Raw genomic sequence first — 17,766 nt, 5'->3', positions numbered from 1 at the left:
CACGGCCCGCGAGCAACAAGCACTCTCCTTGGCCGCTTGACATAGAAGCGTCAACACCAGTGCGCCCCGCACCGCCGCTTCCTCGATGATCTCGGGAGAAGCGACGCTAAAACCGGCCCGGTAGGGGCGTTTTTCCCGAGATCAACGAGGAGGGGCGCCGGGGGTGCGGACGTCACGAGCGCGGGCGGGCACGCCCACCCGACCGCGCCGCCGCCCGGACCGCCACAGGCCCGCCGGACGGCAAGCACGGCCGGGGAACCGCGCCGCTCTGGCCGTCGCCGCCCAACAGGGCGACCGCCCGCACGCCCCGCGCCCGACGGCGCTGCCGCACGGGCCGCCGACCTTTGCTCGTCGCCGCCATCCACCCCACACCCCACTGGCCCGCCGCCCGGGCGGGGCCCGTGAGCGGGGTACTTGCCCAGCCGCGCCGCCCGGACCGCCAGAGGCCCGCCGGACGGCAGGCACGGCTGGGGAACTCCTCCCCTCGCCGCTGCCTTGGGGTCACAGAGCCTTGAGGCCCTCCAGAACCTCTTCGAGAATGACGCGGTCATCCGCCGGGCGGCTGTGGCACACCATCAGGCGTCCCTCCGCCGCCAGGTCGCGGACCAGGTGGCGGGCGACCGTCAGTGGCAGGCCCGTCTCCGCCGCCAGGTCGATGAATCGGCGCGGGTGGGCGCAGGCCCTCAGTACCGCCGCCACCTCGGGGTACGGCTCGCCGTCGGCGTCGGAGGGGTCCGCCGCGCGTACCGCGGTCAGCGGGCCCGCCGGGGTGCGTGCGCTCGGCCTCGGGGACACCGGGGCGGGCGGGCGCCCCGCCCGCAGGGCGAAGGGGCGGAGCAGGGGGCCCGCGTCGAGCAGGCCGTGCCCGTCGGCCCTCCGGCCATCGGCTCCGAAAACCTCACCGCCGGCCGCGGAACCCGGGCCGCGCTCCCCGGCGCCTGGGCCCTCGCCCCTGCGGGGCGGTGTCCCGCCTGCGTCGGCGCCTCTTCTGTCGTCTTCCCTATCGTCCACCGCCGTGCCCCCCGGCCACGACCGCCTCCTCCAGCAATGTGGCGGGGACCAGCACCGTCGCCCGGGCACCCCCATAGGCCGACGGGGCCAGTCGCACCGCTATCCCGTGGCGGGCCGCCAGGCGCGCCACCACGAAGAGCCCCACCCTCGGCTCGTCCTGCAGCGCCATCACGTCGAACTCGGGCGCCTGGGCCAGCGTCCGCTCGGCTGCCGCGTACCCCTCCGGGGTCAGGCCCAGGCCCCGGTCCTCCACCTCCACCGCCATCCCGCCGGGCGCGGGCCCGCACGTGACGTCGACCGGCGCCCCCGCCGGGGAGAACTGGGTGGCGTTCTCCACCAGCTCGGCCACCAGGTGCACCACGTCGGCCACCGCGGTCCCGCGCAGCGGCGGGCCCGGCGCGCAGGTCAGGCGCACCCGCTGGTAGTCCTCGGTCTCGGAGATCGCCGCACGCAGGGCGTCGACCACCGGCATCGGCTCGCGCCAGCGCCGCGCCGAGTGCGCCCCGCCGAGGATGATGAGGTTGTCGGCGTACCGGCGGGCGCGGGTGGCCAGGTGGTCCAGACGGAACAGCTTGTCCAGGGTGCGCGGGTCCTCCTCGGCGTACTCGATCTCGTCGAGCAGGCGCAGCTGCCGCTGCACCAGCGCCTGGTTCCGGTAGGCGATGCCGAGGAAGACCCGGTTGGCCCCCGCCCGGATCTCGGCCTGTTTGACGGCGGCACCGACCGCGGTGCGCTGGGCGGTGTTGAACGCGTCGGCCACCTCGCCGATCTCGTCGCTGCCGTAGGACAGCTGCGGCAGCGCGTCGCCCAGGTCGACGCGCCCGCCCTCCTGGACCCGGGAGACGATGCGCGGCAGGCGGGTGTCGGACACCGCCAGGGTCTCGGTGCGCAGGCGGCACAGCCGCTCGGTGAGGCGCCGGGAGGAGCGCCCGGCGACGATGATCGCGGCGGCCCCCGCGGCCAGCGTCAGCACCGCCCCGGCGACGCTCAGCGCGATGCGGGTGTGGGCGGCGGTCTCGGCGGTGTCGAAGACCGCCGCGCGCTGGGCCCGGGCGAGGGCGCGCAGCCCCTCCCCCGCCCCGCCGGCGGCCCGTTCCCACTCGCCGGTCCCGACCTCCAGCTCGGTGTTCCAGGCGGGGCGGCCCAGGGCGGCCTGCTCGTCGGACACGGGCGGCCGGGTGACCACGCCCCGGCTGAGCCGCTCGGTGCGGCGCCAGGCGTCGCCCGAGGTCAGCTCGGTGTAGGTGTCCAGGACCGGTCCGCGCAGGTCGGGTTCGGCCTGCTCCAGGGAGTCCCGGTAGGAGGCGGTGAGGTAGGTGAAGTGGGCGGTCTCCTGGTAGTCCATGCCCCCGGCGGCGATGGCCCCGGCGAGCAGCGCCTCGGCGCGGGAGTACTCCTCGCGCACGCCCGCCAGGGTGTCGGCCACGCCCGCCGCGGCGCCGTCCGCACCGTCGGCGGCGGCGTCGAGCAGCGCGGAGTCGAGGGTGCGCAGGTCCTCCAGCAGGGCGTCGTAGGCCTCCAGGGCGGTGGCGCGGGTGACGGAGCCGTCGTCCACGCCCCCGCGCAGCGCGTCCAGGTCCTCGGGGGCGCCCTCGCCGCGGCCGTCGAAGCGGGCGGCGCTGCGCAGCACGTTCCGGTCGGCGCCGGAGCGCAGCTCCTCGGCGTGCGGCTCGGCGTGCTCCAGGGCCCGGTCGGTGCCCGCCCTGGCCCGCTCCAGGGGGTGCTCAGCGGAGGCGTCCCCGGGGTCGCCCAGCCGGACCATGGTGGCCAGCCGCTCCCCTCGCAAGGCCTCGGCCAGCGCGGTGAAGGCGGCGGTCCCGGCGCGGCCGTCGCCGACGGCGGCGGCCATGGAGGCGGCCTGCACGGCGCCGGCCGCGGACGCGGCGGTCCACAGCAGCAGGAAGCAGACGCTGGGTATCAGCACGATGCGGGTGAGCTGCCCGCGGATGGTCCGCCGCTCCGGCGTCGCGGCCATGGGTCCCCCTCCTCCGACGGCGCGCCCGTGGGAGGAGGGTACCGAAGTTCCAATGCCGAGGGTGGCGGTTCGCTCACATTCAGTGAGCAGAGGCGGGGGTCAGCTCTCCGGGCGGTGCCGCGACCCGACCGGCGCGGGCAGGTCGTCCACGCTCGGCGGGGTCTGCACCCCGACGCTGTTGAGCACCTCGGCGTAGCGCAGCGCGGCGATCTTGGCCAGGGTGCTGCCCGCGCCCAGCGGCGCGCTGGCGCGCGCCCCGTTCCGTTCGGCCAGCTCGGCGACGCGCCCCTCGGGCATCTCAGGGCCGATCACCCCGGGGGCGAGCACCGGGCGGGCGCAGCCGGCCTCGGCCAGCTGCCCGAACGCCTCGGCGATCGCGGCGTCGTCGTCCATGTCGGCGGGCAGCACGGTGATGCCGAGCCGGGCGGCGAGCAGCACCGCGGTCACCCCGGCCGCACCGGCCGCCTCGGCGCCGCCGGCCGCGCCCACCACGACGCCGTCGGTCATGCTGGCCGTGGGGGCCACCACGCTGATCAGGCGCATCCGGTCGGCGCGCACGAACCCGGCCTCGGCCAGGCGCAGGTGCAGCACCTCGGCGAGCATGGGGTGCGGGCCGAGCGCCTCGGTCACCCGCACGTCCGCGCCGGTGTCCCGGGCCGCCTCCTCCACGGCCCGGGCGGTGGGCGCGTGCGGGCCGGTCACCAGCGGTACGACGATGCCCGCCAGCGGGCTGCCCTCGCGCGGGGCGAGGCCGTCCATGGCCTCGCGCAGCGAGGGGCCGCCGCCGGTGCAGCCGTACTTGATCTCGACCTCGGGGCGGTAGGAGCGCAACAGGTCGGCGGTCTGCGCGCCGATCTCCGCGGCCTCCTCGGTGCCGCCGGGCACGGCGAGCACCAGCCGCGGGGTGCCGACCCAGCTGTCGAAGGAGAGCGGATTGCGGTGCCGCCCGGAGCGGCGCCGGGGCAGATCGCGAGGGGGGAGTCTGTCCGGATTCTGCATACTGTCAGGATTCACGCGAGAGATGCTAACGAGTCGTGTGCGTTCGGGGAGCCCTATGCTACAGCTCACCCGCTCAAGGCCGGGCTGCGACGCCGAATCACGTGTTCGACGAGGGACAGCAGCACCTCCTTGCCCGACTCGCGCTCGCGGGCGTCGCCCAGCACCACCGGCACGTGCGGGTCGACGTCGACCGCCTCGCGCACCTCCTGCGCGGTGTAGCGGTGCGCCCCGTCGAACTGGTTGACGGCGACGGCGAACGGGACGCCGCGCCGCTCGAAGAAGTCCACCGCGGGGAAGCAGCTCTCCAGCCGCCGGGTGTCGGCGACGACGACCGCCCCCAGCGCGCCCGAGGCCAGCTCGTCCCACATGAACCAGAACCGCCCCTGCCCAGGGGTGCCGAACAGGTACAGCACCACCCGCTCGCTGACGGTGATGCGCCCGAAGTCCAGGGCGACGGTGGTGGTGGTCTTGGCCTCCACCCCGCCGGTGTCGTCCACGCCCATGCTGGCCTCGGTCATCACCTCCTCGGTGCTGAGCGGGGCGATCTCGCTGACCGACCCGACCAGGGTGGTCTTGCCCGCGCCGAACCCGCCGGCGACCAGGATCTTCACCGCGACCGGGAGCTCGTGCGCCCCGGTCGCGCCGGTCCCGGCGCCGTCGGCGCCGCCAGTGCCGTCAGAGCCTTCGGATGCCATCGAGTACCGCCTGGAGAACGTGGGCTTCGGGGTGGTCGGCCGCGGGCGCCGGCGCCCGGGCGGCCACGTCGCCCGCGGCGACGAGGTCGCCCACCAGCACCTTGACCACGGTGATGGGGATGTCCAGCTGGGCCGAGAGCTCGGCCACCGAGACCGGGGTGCGGCAGCGGCGCAGGATGCGCGCGTGCTCGGGCTGCAGCTCCCCCCAGTCCACCCGCTCCCGCGCGGCGACGACGATGCTGATCATGTCCAGCCCGGCGCCGGCGGCGGGGCGGGTCCGCCCCCCGGTCATGGTGTAGGGCCGCACCAGCGGCCCGGCGCCCTCGTCCAGGCGCCCGGCCGCCGGGCTCATGAGCCGCCGCCCGCGGCGACCGACTCGGGGAAGCGCGGTGCGGAGGTGAGGAACTGGCCCACGCGCTTGATGCGCATGTTCATCTCGTAGGCGACCAGGCCCACGTCGGCGTCCTCGGCGGCCAGCACGGCCAGGCAGGCGCCCTCCCCGGCGGCGGTCACGAACAGGTAGGCGTGCTCCATCTCCACCACGGTCTGGCGCACCGCGCCGCCGCCGAACCGCCGCCCGGTGCCGCGGGCCAGGCTCTGGAAGGCGGAGGCGACCGCGGACAGGTGCTCGCCCTGTTCGGCGCCGAGGCCGCGGGAGCGGCCGATGAGCAGTCCGTCGGCGGAGAGCACGATGGCGTGCTCGGCGCCCACCGTGCGGTCCACCAGGTCGTCCAGGAGCCAGTTGAGGTCCGTGGCCGCGTTGCCGTCGTAAACCGTCATTCGCTGCTCTCTCCCGTGTGTTCGTCCTCCCGGCCGAGCCGGGTCCCCTTCTGGAACGCGCTCATGACCGCGCGGGCCCGCTCGGGCGAAGGCTCGAGCAGGGCGGGCGCGGCCGCGCCGGCGGGGGGTGCCGCCGGGTCCTCGCGCAGTTGCGGGGCGAGGCCGGCCTGGCGGCGGCGCTTGGGCAGCGCCGGGCGGCCGTCCTCGGCTGCGGGGGGAGCGGGTGCGGTCGGTTCGTGGGGCGCCGGGGCGGGCGCGGCGGGCCGGGCGCCGCGGGGGGCGGCGGACCGGTCCCGGGGGGCCGTGCGCGCGTGCGCGGCCGACTGCGCGGGGGCGCCGGGCCGGGCGGGGGCGGCCGACGGGGCGGCCTGCCGCCCGGCGTGGGCCGGGTCGGGTTCGGGGGCTGGCCGCCGGGCGGCGGCGGGGGCCCCTGCGAGCAGGTCGGGGGCGGTCCGGCGCGCGGAGCGGCGCTCCTGGGCGCCGCGCCGGGCCGGGCGGGCGGGGGCCTGCCGGTCGGCGATGAGCGCGGCGGGGATGAGCACCACCGCGCGGGTGCCGCCGTAGGGCGAGGGGCACAGCTGGACGTGCACGTCGTGCTTGGCGGCCAGCCGGGCGACGACGAACAGCCCCAGGCGCAGGTCCTGGTTGAGCGCCATGACGTCGAACTCGGGAGCCTCGCGCAGGGTGGCGTTGGCGCGGGAGAGCGCCTCCTCCCCCATGCCCAGGCCGCGGTCCTCGATCTCCACGGCGACGCCCTTGGGCACGAGTTCGCTGTGGATGTGCACGGGGGTGTGCGGCGGGGAGAAGGCGGTGGCGTTCTCCACCAGCTCGGCGACCAGGTGGATGACGTCGGCCACCACGGTGCCCGACAGCGCCACGTCGGGCACGACCCGCAGCTCCACCCGGGCGTACTCCTCGGTCTCGGAGATGGCGCCGCGCAGGATGTCCACCAGCGGGATGGGGGTGCGCCAGCGGCGGCCGGGCCGCCCGCCGCCGAGGATGATGAGGTTCTCGGCGTTGCGGCGGCCCCGGGTGGCCAGGTGGTCCAGGTGGAAGAGGTCCTCCAGCAGGTCGGGGTCCTCCTCTTCGCGCTCGATGCGGTCGAGGAGCTGGAGCTGGCGCTGGACCAGCGACTGGTTGCGGTGCGCGATGCCGAGGAAGACGCGGTTGACGCCCGCGCGCATGTCGGCCTGGCGCACCGCGGCGCGCACGGCGGTGCGCTGGGCGGTGGTGAAGGCGTCGGCGACCTGGCCGACCTCGTCGTCGCCGTGGTCCAGGCGGCGCACCTCCCGGTCCAGGTCGACGGCCTCGCCCTGCTCCAGCCGGGCGACGATGCGCGGCAGCCGGGTGCGGGCCAGGTCCAGGGTCTCGGCGCGCAGCCGGGCCAGGCGGCCGATCAGCCGCCCGGCGGAGCGGGAGGCGACCCCGTAGGCGAGGGTCCCGGCGAACAGCGCCATGGTGCCGCCGCCCAGGGCGAGGCTGAACATGGCGTTGGAGGCGTCGCGGGTGCGGTCGACGACCGTTCCGGCCTGGGCGGCCGCGAGCCCGGTCAGGCCCGCGTCGACCGCGTCCGCGGCCGACCGCCACCCCTCGGGGGGTGCGTCGCCGCCCCCGTCCTGTCCGGCGGCGCGCTCGGCCAGGGTGCGCGCGCGGCTCCACTCCGCCGAGGCGTCCAGGGCGGCGTGCGCCCGCGCGGGATCGCCGGCGAGGGAGGAGCCGGTCTCGCTCAGGCGGGCCTCGGCGTCCTCGACGAGGGAAGCGGCCCGCCCTGCGTCACCGCCGCCGCTGAGGAGGGCGTCGGCGCGGGAGAAGCGCTCCTGTGCGCGCATGAGCGCCACCGTGTCGGCCGCGGCGGCGGCCGAGGGGCCGTCGGCGGCGGTGCGCCCCACGGCGTCGAACACGCGCACTCCGCGCTCGACGGCGGTGCCGTAGTCGGCGGCGGCGATGGGGGCCCCGATGTCGCCGGCGGTGATCTGGTCGCGCAGTTCGCCCCGGCGGGCGAGGGAGGCGTGGAAGGAGGAGGAGCGGTCGGCGACGGCGGTGTCGCGCGAACCGCGCAACCGGTCCCCGGCCTCGGCCATGCGCTCCACGGCGCCGTCGGTGGCGGCGGTCTGGTCGCGGAAGGCCTCCAGCGAGGACTGGTCGGGGTCGGCCAGGAGCTCGGCGGCCAGGCGGCGCTCGCGCTGCAGCTCGGTGAGGACCTGCTGCAGGTGGACGGCCTCCCGGGCGTCGCGGGAGGACAGGCGCAACGAGACCGCCTGGGTCAGGGTCACGCCGCTGAGCACGGCGAACAGCGCCAGGAACGTCACGCTGGGGATCAGCACGATCCTGTTGAGCTGCGCCTTGATACCGCGCTCCGCTCCCCCCGACTGCCCCATCGGTCTCCTCCCCCGTGCGGGCTTCGCGTAGGCCGCCGCCGGTGCACGGTGAGCGGAAACGGCTCACATTGCGCACAGGGACGACCACCCGTGGTGCCCACGGATTCAGGACGCTACCGCATGCGGACGGCGTGGGAAGGGGGTTCGGAGAATTCGCCCCTGATGGGCGATCACGTGCGAAGAGAACGGGGGGAGGCCGGGGGCGCGCCCTTCCCGGGGAGCGTCGGGGGCGGGGCGGCGGGTCTCGGGGGGGTCGGCGGGTCGGCGGGCCTTGTCGCAGCGCTGTCGGGCGCGGCGCGTGTGCGTGGCCGCCGTGGATGGCAGCGACGGCGACAGCCGGGCGGTTCCCCAGCCCTGCCCGCCGCCCGGCAGGCCGCGGGCGGTCCAGGCGGAAGCGCGACCGGGTGGGCGGGCGCTCGCCCGCGCTCATGGCAGCCGTCGGCCCGGCGCACCCCAGGCCGGCGATGATCTCGACAGAGGTGCTGTCAAAACCGCCGGAATGACAGCTCTTCCGTCGAGATCATCACCAAGGGGCCGGGCAGGCGATGCGGAGGCATCTTGGGTGGTGATATCGACACCTGATCTGCCTGAAAGCGTCGATTCCACGACACAGGATGCCCACCCCCTCGCCTGATGCCCGGTATGCCCGGTATGCGCCACCCGGACGGCCCCTTCCGCGATGATCTCGGGGAACCCGGGGTTAAAACGGACACGATAAGCCCGACTTCCCCGAGATCAACGACCGGCGGGCGCGGCCCGGGGGCCCTCCGGGTCAGGACGCGGCGAAGGCCCTCAGCCCTTCCGCGGTCTCGCGGACGCGGGCGAGCTGTTCCCGGACGCGCACCGGGGCGGTGCCGCCCTTGCCCGCCCGCGAGGCCATGGCCCCCTCCACCGTCAGCACCTCGCGCACCTGCGGGGTCAGGTGCTCCGACACCGACGCGAAGTCCTCGTCGCTCAGGTCCGGCAGGTCCACGCCGCGCTCCTCGCACAGGCGCACGCACGCCCCCGCGATCTCGTGCGCCTCGCGGAACGGCACCCGCTGCCGCACCAGCCACTCGGCGATGTCGGTGGCCAGCGAGAACCCCTGCGGCGCCAGCTCGGCCATGCGCTCGCCGTCGAACCTGAGCGTGGCGACCATGCCGGTGAACGCGGGCAGCAGGAGCAGGAGGGTGTCGGCGGCGTCGAACACCGGCTCCTTGTCCTCCTGCAGGTCGCGGTTGTAGGCCAGCGGCAGCCCCTTCAGGGTGCCGAGCAGGCCGGTCAGGTCCCCGATGAGGCGGCCGGACTTGCCGCGCGCCAGCTCGGCGATGTCCGGGTTCTTCTTCTGCGGCATGATCGACGACCCCGTGGAGTAGGCGTCGTCGAGGATCGCGAAGGAGAACTCCTTGGTGGCCCAGAGGATGACCTCCTCGGAGATGCGCGACAGGTCCACCCCGGTCATCGCGGCCGCGAAGGCGAACTCGGCGGCCACGTCCCGGGAGGCGGTCGCGTCGATGGAGTTCTCGGCCGCGGCGGGGAAGCCCAGGTCGGCGGCGACCGCCTCGGGGTCCAGCCCGAGCGAGGACCCCGCCAGCGCGCCGGATCCGTAGGGCGAGACGGCGGCGCGGCGGTCCCAGTCGGCCAGCCGCTCCACGTCCCGCAGCAGCGGCCAGGCGTGCGCGAGCAGGTGGTGGGAGAGCAGGACCGGCTGGGCGTGCTGCAGGTGGGTGCGGCCCGGCATGGGAACGCCCATGTTCGCCTCGGCCTGGTCGGCCAGCGCGCCGACGAGGTCGAGCAGCTCCCCGGCGATGGCGCGGGCCTGCTCCCGCAGGTACATCCGCACCAGGGTGGCGATCTGGTCGTTGCGCGAGCGCCCGGCACGCAGCCGCCCGCCGAGCTCGGGGCCTACGCGCTCGATGAAGCCGCGCTCCAGGGCGGTGTGCACGTCCTCGTCCTCGGGCACCGGGGTGAAGGCACCCGAGGCGACGTCGGCCTCCAGGCGGTCGAGCCCGTCCAGGGTGCCCTGCAGCTCCTCGTCGGTGAGCAGCCCGGCGGCGTGCAGCACGCGGGCGTGGGCGCGGGACCCGGCGATGTCGTGGCGGGCCAGGCGCCAGTCGAAGGAGGTGCTGTCGGAGAGGGCGGCGAGGGCCTCGGAGGGGCCGCCGGCGAAGCGGCCTCCCCACAGGCGGGTCACGGGGCCGCCGGGGGCCTCGGCGCTGGCGTCGGCGCTGTCCTGGGCCACGGTCGGTGTCCTTTGCTCGGGTGGGCGGATGGGTCGGTCGTCTAAAGGGCGAGTGGTTTGAAGGGCGGGTCGCCTGCACGGCCGGGCCGCCGCGCAGTACGGCGGCCGGCGGCCGGGGCGGTGCGCCCGGATCCCGGCCGCGCCGCTCTGCGATCGTCGCGTACCGGGAGCCGTCCGGCCCCCGACACGCGGAGACCGCACGGCGTTCCTCGGGCCGAGGGGCGCGGGAGGGATCGGGGCCGCTCACCGCCCGACGGGCATCCGTCGGGCGCACGCGCACGGTTCGGCCGCGCGGACACGCCGCGGCCCCGGGCGCTGCCGTGCCGGGGCCGCGGCGTGCGGGTCAGGCGTTGCGCTGGTTCCGCAGCGAGGCGATCTTGGCGGGCATGCTCCACACGTCGATGAAGCCGCGCGCCATGGACTGGTCGTAGGTGTCGCCGGTGTCGTAGGTGGCCAGCTCGTAGTCGTAGAGCGACTCCTCGCTGCGCCGCCCGGTCACCACGGCCCGGCCCCCGTGCAGGACCACCCGCACGTCGCCGGAGACGTGCTTGTTGGCGTCGGCGATGAACCCGTCGAGGGCGTCCTTCAGCGGGGAGAACCACAGGCCGTCGTAGACCAGCTCGCCCCACCGCTGGTCGACGCCGCGCTTGAACCGGGCCAGCTCCCGCTCCACGGTGACGTTCTCCAGCTCCTGGTGGGCGGCGATGAGCGCGATGGCGCCCGGCGCCTCGTAGACCTCGCGGCTCTTGATGCCGACCAGCCGGTCCTCGACCATGTCGATGCGGCCCACGCCCTGGGCGCCCGCCCGCCGGTTCATCTCCTCGATGATCTGGAGCGGGGTGAGCTCCTTGCCGTCGATGGCGGTGGGCACGCCGCCGGAGAAGGTGATGACCAGCTCGTCGGCCTCGCGCGGCTTCCCGGGGTCCTCGGTGTAGGAGTAGACGTCCTCGATGGGCCCGTTCCAGATGTCCTCGAGGAACCCGGTCTCCACGGCGCGGCCGAACAGGTTCTGGTCGATGGAGTAGGGCGACTTCTTGGAGACGTCGATGGGCAGGCCCTTCTCCTCGGCGAAGGCGATGGCCTTGTCCCGGGTCATGCCCGAGTCCCGCACCGGGGCGAGCACCTTCAGCTCGGGGAAGAGGGCGGCCAGCCCGGCCTCGAAGCGGACCTGGTCGTTGCCCTTGCCGGTGCAGCCGTGGGAGACCATGGTGGCGCCGTGGTAGCGGGCGGCGTCGGCCAGGTGCTTGACGATCAGCGGCCGCGACAGCGCCGAGACCAGCGGGTACCGGTCCATGTACAGGGCGTTGGCCTGCAGCGCGGGGACGCAGTACTGCTCGGCGAACTCGTCCTTGGCGTCGGCGACGACGGCCTCGACGGCGCCGCAGTCCAGGGCGCGCTGCCGGACCGTCTCCAGGTCCTCGCCGCCCTGGCCGCAGTCGATGGCCACGGCCACCACCTCGGCGCCGGTCTCCTCGGCGATCCAGCCGATGGCAACGGAGGTGTCCAGCCCCCCGGAGTAGGCGAGTACGACCCGCTCGCTCATGTCGGTTCCTCCTCGTGTGGTGGTCGGGTCTTGCGGTCGGCCAGCCGGAGCAGCGCCGATGCGAGTTCTTCGCCGCCCTCGGGGTCCCGGGAGACCACGAGGATGGTGTCGTCCCCGGCGATGGTGCCGAGGATGGCCTGGAAGTCGGTGTGGTCGATCGCCGAGGCGAGGAACTGCGCCGCCCCGGGCGGTGTGCGGACCACGACCATGTTGGCCGACGCCTCGGCCGAGACCAGCAGCTCCTCGGCGAGCCGGGTGACGCGCGAGCCCGCGGCGGCGGCCAGGTCCAGGCCCCCGCCGTGGGCGTCGGCCCCGGCCCGCTGCAGGCGCTCGCCGCCCTCGCCGGGCAGCCGGTAGATCAGGTCCCCTCCGGCGGTGCGCAGCTTCACCGCCCCGAGCTCGTCGAGGTCCCGGGAGAGGGTGGCCTGGGCGACCTGCACCCCCGCCTCGGCGAGCAGCCTGGCCAGTTCGGCCTGGGAGCGCACGTCGTTGCGGGTGAGCACGTCGGTGATGCGGGCGTGCCGGGCCGCCTTGGTCATCGGCGCGGCGGCGCCGTCGGCGGTCATCGTCGCCGCCCCGCACCCTCCGCGGCCCCAGGGTCCAGCAGGAAGCAGAGCAGGGCCTTCTGGGCGTGGCGGCGGTTCTCGGCCTCGTCCCACACGGCCGACGCGGGGCCGTCCAGGACCGACGCGGTGATCTCCTGGCCGCGGTAGGCGGGCAGGCAGTGCAGCACGACAGCCTCGGGGGCGGCGGCGGCCACCAGGGCGTCGTCGACGGCGAAGGGCAGGAAGGGGGCGACGCGGTCGGCCGCCTCGGCCTCCTGGCCCATGGAGGTCCAGGCGTCGGTGGCCAGGACGTCGGCGCCGGCGGCGGCCTTGCGGGCGTCGGTGACGACCTCGGCGGACCCGCCGGTGCCGGCGGCGATGGCGCGGGCGCGCTCCAGCACGTCGGCGTCGGGCCGGTACCCCTCGGGGGCGGCGATGCGCACGTGCATCCCGGCGGTGGCACCGCCGAGCAGGTAGGAGTGGGCCATGTTGTTGGCGCCGTCGCCGAAGTAGGCGAGGGTGAGCCCGGCCAGGCGGCCCTTGCGCTCGCGCACCGTCTGCAGGTCGGCGAGGATCTGGCAGGGGTGGAAGAGGTCGGACAGGGCGTTGACGACCGGCACGGAGGCGGCCTCGGCCATGGCCTCCAGGCCCTCCTGGGCGAAGGTGCGCCAGACGATGGCGGCGACCTGGCGCTCCAGCACCCGGGCGGTGTCGGCGACGGGCTCGCCGCGGCCCATCTGGCTGCCCTGGGCGTCGATGATCAGGGGCGAGCCGCCGAGGTCGGCCACGCCCACGGCGAAGGAGACGCGGGTGCGGGTGGAGGGCTTGTCGAAGACCAGGGCGACGGTCTGTGGGCCCTCCAGGGGGCGGCGGGAGAACCGGTCGGCCTTCAGGGCGTCGGCCAGGTCCAGGACGGCCGTCTGCTCCTGCGGGGTGAGGTCGTCGTCGCGGAGGAAGTGGCGGGTCACGGGGTCACCTCGTCGAGGATCGCGGGCAGGGCGGCGGTGAAGGACGCGGCCTGCTCTGTGGTGAGGGTCAGCGGCGGGGCGAGCCGCACGGCGTCCGGGGCGACGGCGTTGACCAGGAAGCCGTGCGCGGCGGCGCGCGCCTGCACGTCGGCGGCGCGGTCGGCGGTCAGGGCGAGGGCCAGCCACAGGCCGCTGCCGCGCACCCCGGCGAGCAGGGGGTGGCCGGTGGCGCGGACGCCGTCGGCGAGAGCGGCGCCGGTGCGGGCGGCGTTGCCGAGCAGGTCGTCCTTCTCGACGGTGTCGAGGACGGCCAGCGCGGCGGCCGCGGCGACCGGGTTGCCGCCGAAGGTGGAGCCGTGGTCGCCCTTGGCGAAGGCGGTGGCGAAGCGGCCGAAGCCGACGCAGGCGCCGATCGGTAGGCCCCCGCCCAGGCCCTTGGCCAGGGTGAGGATGTCGGGGCGCACGCCCGCGGCCTGGTGGGCGAACCAGTGGCCGGTGCGGCCGACGCCGGACTGGATCTCGTCGAGGATGAACGCGGCGCCGGTCGCGTCGCAGACGGCGCGGACGCCGGCCAGGTAGCCGTCGGGGGCGGGGACGACCCCGGCCTCGCCCTGGACGGGTTCGACGATGACGGCGGCGGTGTCGCCGTCGACGGCGGCGCGCAGGGCCTCGGTGTCGCCGTGCGGGACGAACCGCACCTCGGTGCCGTAGGGGCCGAAGGGGGCGCGGATGGACTCCTTGCCGGTGACGGCCAGGGCCCCGAGGGTGCGGCCGTGGAAGCCGTTCTCGGTGGCGACCAGCACGGTGCGGCCGGGGCCGGCGGCCCTGCGGGCGAGCTTGAGGGCGGCCTCGTTGGCCTCGGTGCCGGAGTTGGCGAGGAAGACGCGGGCGCCGGGGTCGCCGAGCAGGGCGATGAGGCGCTCGGCGAGTTCGACCTCGCGCTCGTGGAGGAAGAGGTTGGAGGTGTGGGCCAGGGTGGCGGCCTGGTCGGCGACGGCCTTGGCCAGGGCGGGGTGGCCGTGGCCCAGGACGCTGACGGCGATGCCGCCGATGAGGTCGAGGTATTCGCGGCCGTCGGCGTCCCAGACACGGGCGCCCTCGCCGCGGGCGATGGCCACGGGCGGCACGCCGTAGGTGGGCATGAGGGCGGCCCGGAAGCGCTCCTGCAGGGCGAGGGTCGCCTCGCCGGGGCCGCCGGCGGGTGCGGTGGGGGCGCTCATGCGGGGCCTCCGAACACGTCGAGGGGGGCGTCGTCGGGCACGACCATGGTGCCGATGCCGTCGTTGGTGAACACTTCCAGCAGCAGGGAGTTGGGGGTGCGGCCGTCGAGGACGTGCGCCTGGGGGACGCCGCCGCGCACCGCCCGCAGGCAGGCCTCCATCTTGGGGACCATGCCGGTGGACAGGTCGGGCAGCAGGCGCTCCAGCTCGGTGGCGGACAGGCGGCTGATCAGCTCCTCGCACACCGGGTAGTCGGCGTACAGGCCCTCGATGTCGGTGAGCATGATGAGCTTGCTGGCGCCCAGGCCGGCGGCCAGGGCCGCGGCGGCGGTGTCGGCGTTGACGTTGTAGACGCCCTCGCCGGAGCGGGCGACGCTGGAGACGACGGGGATGCGGCCGTCGTCGAGCAGGGTGTCCACGACCGTTGCGTCGACCTCGGTGACCTCGCCGACCAGGCCGATGTCGACCGGTTCGCCGTCGACCATGGCGGGCTTGCGCTCGGCGGTCATCAGCCGGGCGTCCTCGCCGGACAGGCCCACGGCGAAGGGGCCGTGCCGGTTGATGCGGCCGACGATGTCCCGGTTGACCTGGCCGACCAGCACCATGCGGACGATGTCCATGGTCTCGGGGGTGGTGACGCGCAGCCCCCCGGCGAAGGTGCTCTCCAGGCCGACGCGCTCCAGGTGCGCCTTGATCTGCGGGCCGCCGCCGTGCACCACCACCGGGCGCAGCCCGGCGTAGCGCAGGAAGACGATGTTCTCGGCGAACCGGTCCTGCAGCTCGGGGTCGGTCATGGCGTTGCCGCCGTACTTGACCACGACGGTGCGGCCGTGGAAGCGGCTCATCCAGGGCAGGGCCTCGATGAGGGTGGTGGCCTTGTCCAGGGCCTGTTTGCGGGAGTTCATGAGCTGTAGGCCGAGTTCTCGTGGACGTAGGCGGTGGTCAGGTCGGTGGTCCGGACGGTGGCGGCGGCGCCCCCGGCGGACAGGTCGACGGTGACGGCGACGTCGCGGCCGCTCAGGTCGACCTTGGAGCGGTCGTCGCCGACGGCGCCCTTGCGGCAGACCCACACGCCGTTGATGGCGACGTTGAGCTGGTCGGGCTCGAAGGCGGCGGTGGTGGTGCCCACGGCGGCGAGCACCCGGCCCCAGTTGGGGTCCTCGCCGAACATGGCGCACTTGAAGAGGTTGTTGCCGGCCACGGCGCGGGCGGCCTGCAGGGCGTCGTCCTCGCTGGCGGCGCCGACGACCTCGACGGAGATGGCCTTGGTGGCGCCCTCGGCGTCGGCGATGAGCTGGCCCGCCAGCTCGTCGCAGACCTCGGTGAGCAGGGCGGCGAACTCCTCCTCGTCGGGGGCGGCGCCGGAGGCTCCGGAGGCCATGAGGACCACGGTGTCGTTGGTGGACATGCAGCCGTCGGCGTCGATGCGGTCGAAGGTGGCGGCGGTGGCGGCGCGCAGCAGCCGGTCGCACTGCTCGGGGGTGAGCTCGGCGTCGGTGGTGAGCACGCAGATCATGGTGGCCAGGGCGGGGGCGAGCATCCCGGCGCCCTTGGCCATGCCGCCGACGGTGTAGTCGGCGCCGCGGCGGAAGGCGATCTTGGCGACGGTGTCGGTGGTGCGGATGGCGTCGGCGGCGTCCAGGCCGCCGTCCCGGGCGGCGTCGGCGACCGCCATGTCGACGCCGCTGAGCAGCTCGGGCATGGGCAGGCGCTCACCGATCAGGCCGGTGGAGCAGACCAGGATCTCGGCGGCCGAGTCGCCCAGGGCGTGCGCGGCGCGTTCGGCGGTGGCGTGGGTGTCCTGGAAGCCGGGGGCGCCGGTGCAGGCGTTGGCGCCGCCGGAGTTGACGACCACGGCGCGGGCCCGGCCGCCCTTGGCGACCTGGCGGGACCACTGGACCGGGGCGGCCTGGACCCGGTTGGCGGTGAAGACGGCGGCGGCGGAGCGGGAGGGGCCGTCGTTGACGATGACGGCGACGTCCCGGGCGCCGTCGGGCTTGAGTCCGGCGGCGACGCCGGCGGCACGGAAGCCGCGGGGTGCGGTGACGCTCACGGCGGGACCTTTCACGGTGGTGCGGAGCGGCGGAGGCTCCACGGCGGAGATGGCGTGTGGGCCGGTCCCCTGCGGGCGGGGCGCTAGGGCGCGACGCCCGCGGTGGGCAGGCCGGTGGTCTCGGGGAGGCCCAGGGCGATGTTGGCGCTCTGCACGGCGCCGCCGGCGGTCCCCTTGGTGAGGTTGTCCAGGGCGGCGCAGGCGACGAGGCGCCCGGCCGCGGGGTCGGCGGCGACCTGCACGGCGGCGGTGTTGGCGCCGAGGGTCATGGCGGTGGCGGGCCACTGCCCTTCGGGGAGCAGGCTCACGAAGGGCTCGGCCCCGTATCGTCGCTCATAGGCGGCGCGCAGGGCGGCGGTGTCGGCGCCCGGGGCCAGCCGGGCGGTGCAGGTGGCGAGGATGCCGCGCGGCATGGGGGCCAGCACGGGGGTGAAGGAGAGGGTGACCGGGCGCCCGGCGGCGGCGGTCAGGTTCTGCACGATCTCGGGGTTGTGCCGGTGGGCGCCGGCGGCGCCGTAGGGGGCGGCCGAGCCCATGGTCTCGCTGCCGATGAGGTGCGGCTTGGGGGCCTTGCCCGCGCCGGAGACCCCGGTGACCGAGACCGCGGTCAGGTCCTCGGCCTCGGCCAGGCCCGCGGCCAGGGCGGGCAGCAGGGCGAGGGTGACCGTGGTGACGTGGCAGCCGGGGACGGCGATGCGGCGGGCCCCGGCCAGGGCCTCCCGGCCGCCGGGAAGCTCGGGCAGGCCGTAGGGCCAGGTTCCGGCGTGGGGGGTGCCGTAGAAGCGTTCCCAGGCGTCGGGGTCGGTGAGCCGGAAGTCGGCGCCGCAGTCGACGATGAGCGCGTCGTCCCCCAGGGCCTGGGCGATCTCGGCGGACTTGCCGTGCGGGAGGGCGAGGAAGACGACGTCGTGCCCGGAGAGGGCTGCGGTGTCGGTGTCCTGAAGGACCCGGTCGGCCAGCGGGGCCAGGTGCGGGTGGTGCTCCCCGAGCCGCGTACCCGCGCTGCCCCCGGCGGTGACCGCCCCGATCTCGATGCTGGGGTGCCCGAGGAGGAGCCGGAGGATCTCACCCCCGGCATAGCCGCTGGCCCCGGCGACCGCCGCCGTGTACCCCATGGCCGTTCCCCCCGATCCCCTGTGGTGCAGGTGTCCCTGCGAACGGTTCCATGATGCCGGATGATTGAAATCTTATGCAACCTACCGAATAAGATCCCGGCGTGACGAGCGTCTCACACCAGGAGCGAAGGAGGGTCGGCGACAACGAAGAGAGTCGGGCGTTTCCCCGGCCCCGCCTGCCGTCCACCAGGCCCCGGGAGGTCCGGGCGGGCAGGCGGCTGAGCTGGTACCCCGCTCACGCCCCTCGGCCGGGCGGCGGCCCA

At 75.5% G+C, this 17,766-nt stretch carries 15 protein-coding genes; all 15 read right to left on the bottom strand.

The genetic code is table 11. The annotated features are described in order from the left end of the window. Positions 1-501: 501 nt before the first annotated feature. The 15 genes from O4J56_RS32185 to argC all read right to left on the bottom strand — a co-directional run bounded on the left by O4J56_RS32185 (position 502) and on the right by argC (position 17,503). The gene (locus tag O4J56_RS32185) at positions 502-795 is read right to left on the bottom strand and encodes a DUF742 domain-containing protein (protein WP_408639188.1); all 294 of its coding nucleotides are present in this window, start codon (positions 793-795) and stop codon (positions 502-504) included. Positions 796-1,000: 205 nt separating this feature from the next. Further along, complete coding sequence (locus O4J56_RS28685; RefSeq protein ID WP_270690132.1) at positions 1,001-2,986, bottom strand: sensor histidine kinase; 1,986 nt, start codon at positions 2,984-2,986, stop codon at positions 1,001-1,003. 99 nt (positions 2,987-3,085) lie between these two features. Then, entirely contained in the window at positions 3,086-3,985 is a 900-nt protein-coding gene (locus O4J56_RS28680) for a sirohydrochlorin chelatase (RefSeq protein ID WP_270690131.1), read from the bottom strand. A gap of 65 nt (positions 3,986-4,050) precedes the next feature. Beyond that, entirely contained in the window at positions 4,051-4,680 is a 630-nt protein-coding gene (locus tag O4J56_RS28675) for a GTP-binding protein (protein ID WP_270690130.1), read from the bottom strand. Continuing rightward, entirely contained in the window at positions 4,661-5,032 is a 372-nt protein-coding gene (locus O4J56_RS28670) for a DUF742 domain-containing protein (RefSeq protein ID WP_270690129.1), read from the bottom strand. Before O4J56_RS28670 ends, O4J56_RS28675 begins: the two co-directional genes overlap by 20 nt. Beyond that, positions 5,029-5,460 (bottom strand): roadblock/LC7 domain-containing protein, encoded by a 432-nt coding sequence (locus O4J56_RS28665; RefSeq protein ID WP_270690127.1) that lies wholly within the window; start codon positions 5,458-5,460, stop codon positions 5,029-5,031. The genes O4J56_RS28670 and O4J56_RS28665 overlap by 4 nt, the downstream gene beginning before the upstream one ends. Then, complete coding sequence (locus O4J56_RS28660) at positions 5,457-7,838, bottom strand: sensor histidine kinase (protein ID WP_270690126.1); 2,382 nt, start codon at positions 7,836-7,838, stop codon at positions 5,457-5,459. Before O4J56_RS28660 ends, O4J56_RS28665 begins: the two co-directional genes overlap by 4 nt. Positions 7,839-8,610: 772 nt before the next feature. Beyond that, positions 8,611-10,011, bottom strand: a complete 1,401-nt coding sequence (gene argH / locus O4J56_RS28655; RefSeq protein ID WP_270690135.1) for an argininosuccinate lyase — start codon at positions 10,009-10,011, stop codon at positions 8,611-8,613. A 391-nt stretch (positions 10,012-10,402) separates the two neighbouring features. Further along, a complete protein-coding gene (locus O4J56_RS28650; RefSeq protein WP_270690125.1) occupies positions 10,403-11,602 on the bottom strand; it encodes an argininosuccinate synthase in 1,200 nt (399 codons plus the stop codon). Then, positions 11,599-12,168, bottom strand: coding sequence for an arginine repressor (locus O4J56_RS28645; RefSeq protein ID WP_017625736.1), 570 nt, complete (start codon positions 12,166-12,168; stop codon positions 11,599-11,601). The genes O4J56_RS28650 and O4J56_RS28645 overlap by 4 nt, the downstream gene beginning before the upstream one ends. After that, positions 12,165-13,115, bottom strand: coding sequence for an ornithine carbamoyltransferase (gene argF, locus O4J56_RS28640; protein WP_270690124.1), 951 nt, complete (start codon positions 13,113-13,115; stop codon positions 12,165-12,167). The genes O4J56_RS28645 and argF overlap by 4 nt, the downstream gene beginning before the upstream one ends. After that, entirely contained in the window at positions 13,112-14,335 is a 1,224-nt protein-coding gene (locus tag O4J56_RS28635; RefSeq protein WP_270690123.1) for an acetylornithine transaminase, read from the bottom strand. The genes argF and O4J56_RS28635 overlap by 4 nt, the downstream gene beginning before the upstream one ends. After that, positions 14,332-15,240, bottom strand: coding sequence for an acetylglutamate kinase (gene argB / locus O4J56_RS28630; RefSeq protein WP_270690122.1), 909 nt, complete (start codon positions 15,238-15,240; stop codon positions 14,332-14,334). Before argB ends, O4J56_RS28635 begins: the two co-directional genes overlap by 4 nt. Then, a complete protein-coding gene (argJ, locus tag O4J56_RS28625; protein ID WP_270690121.1) occupies positions 15,237-16,388 on the bottom strand; it encodes a bifunctional glutamate N-acetyltransferase/amino-acid acetyltransferase ArgJ in 1,152 nt (383 codons plus the stop codon). Before argJ ends, argB begins: the two co-directional genes overlap by 4 nt. A gap of 83 nt (positions 16,389-16,471) precedes the next feature. Beyond that, positions 16,472-17,503: an N-acetyl-gamma-glutamyl-phosphate reductase gene (gene argC / locus O4J56_RS28620; RefSeq protein WP_270690120.1), complete on the bottom strand. Its 1,032-nt coding sequence runs from the start codon at positions 17,501-17,503 to the stop codon at positions 16,472-16,474. Between the last annotated feature and the right edge of the window lie 263 nt (positions 17,504-17,766).

Origin of the sequence: Nocardiopsis endophytica (assembly GCF_027706725.1) — a bacterium.
Taxonomy (GTDB): domain Bacteria; phylum Actinomycetota; class Actinomycetes; order Streptosporangiales; family Streptosporangiaceae; genus Nocardiopsis_A; species Nocardiopsis_A endophytica.
Note: the sequence above shows the minus strand (reverse complement) of the source record. Positions and strands in the feature narration are given on the sequence as shown.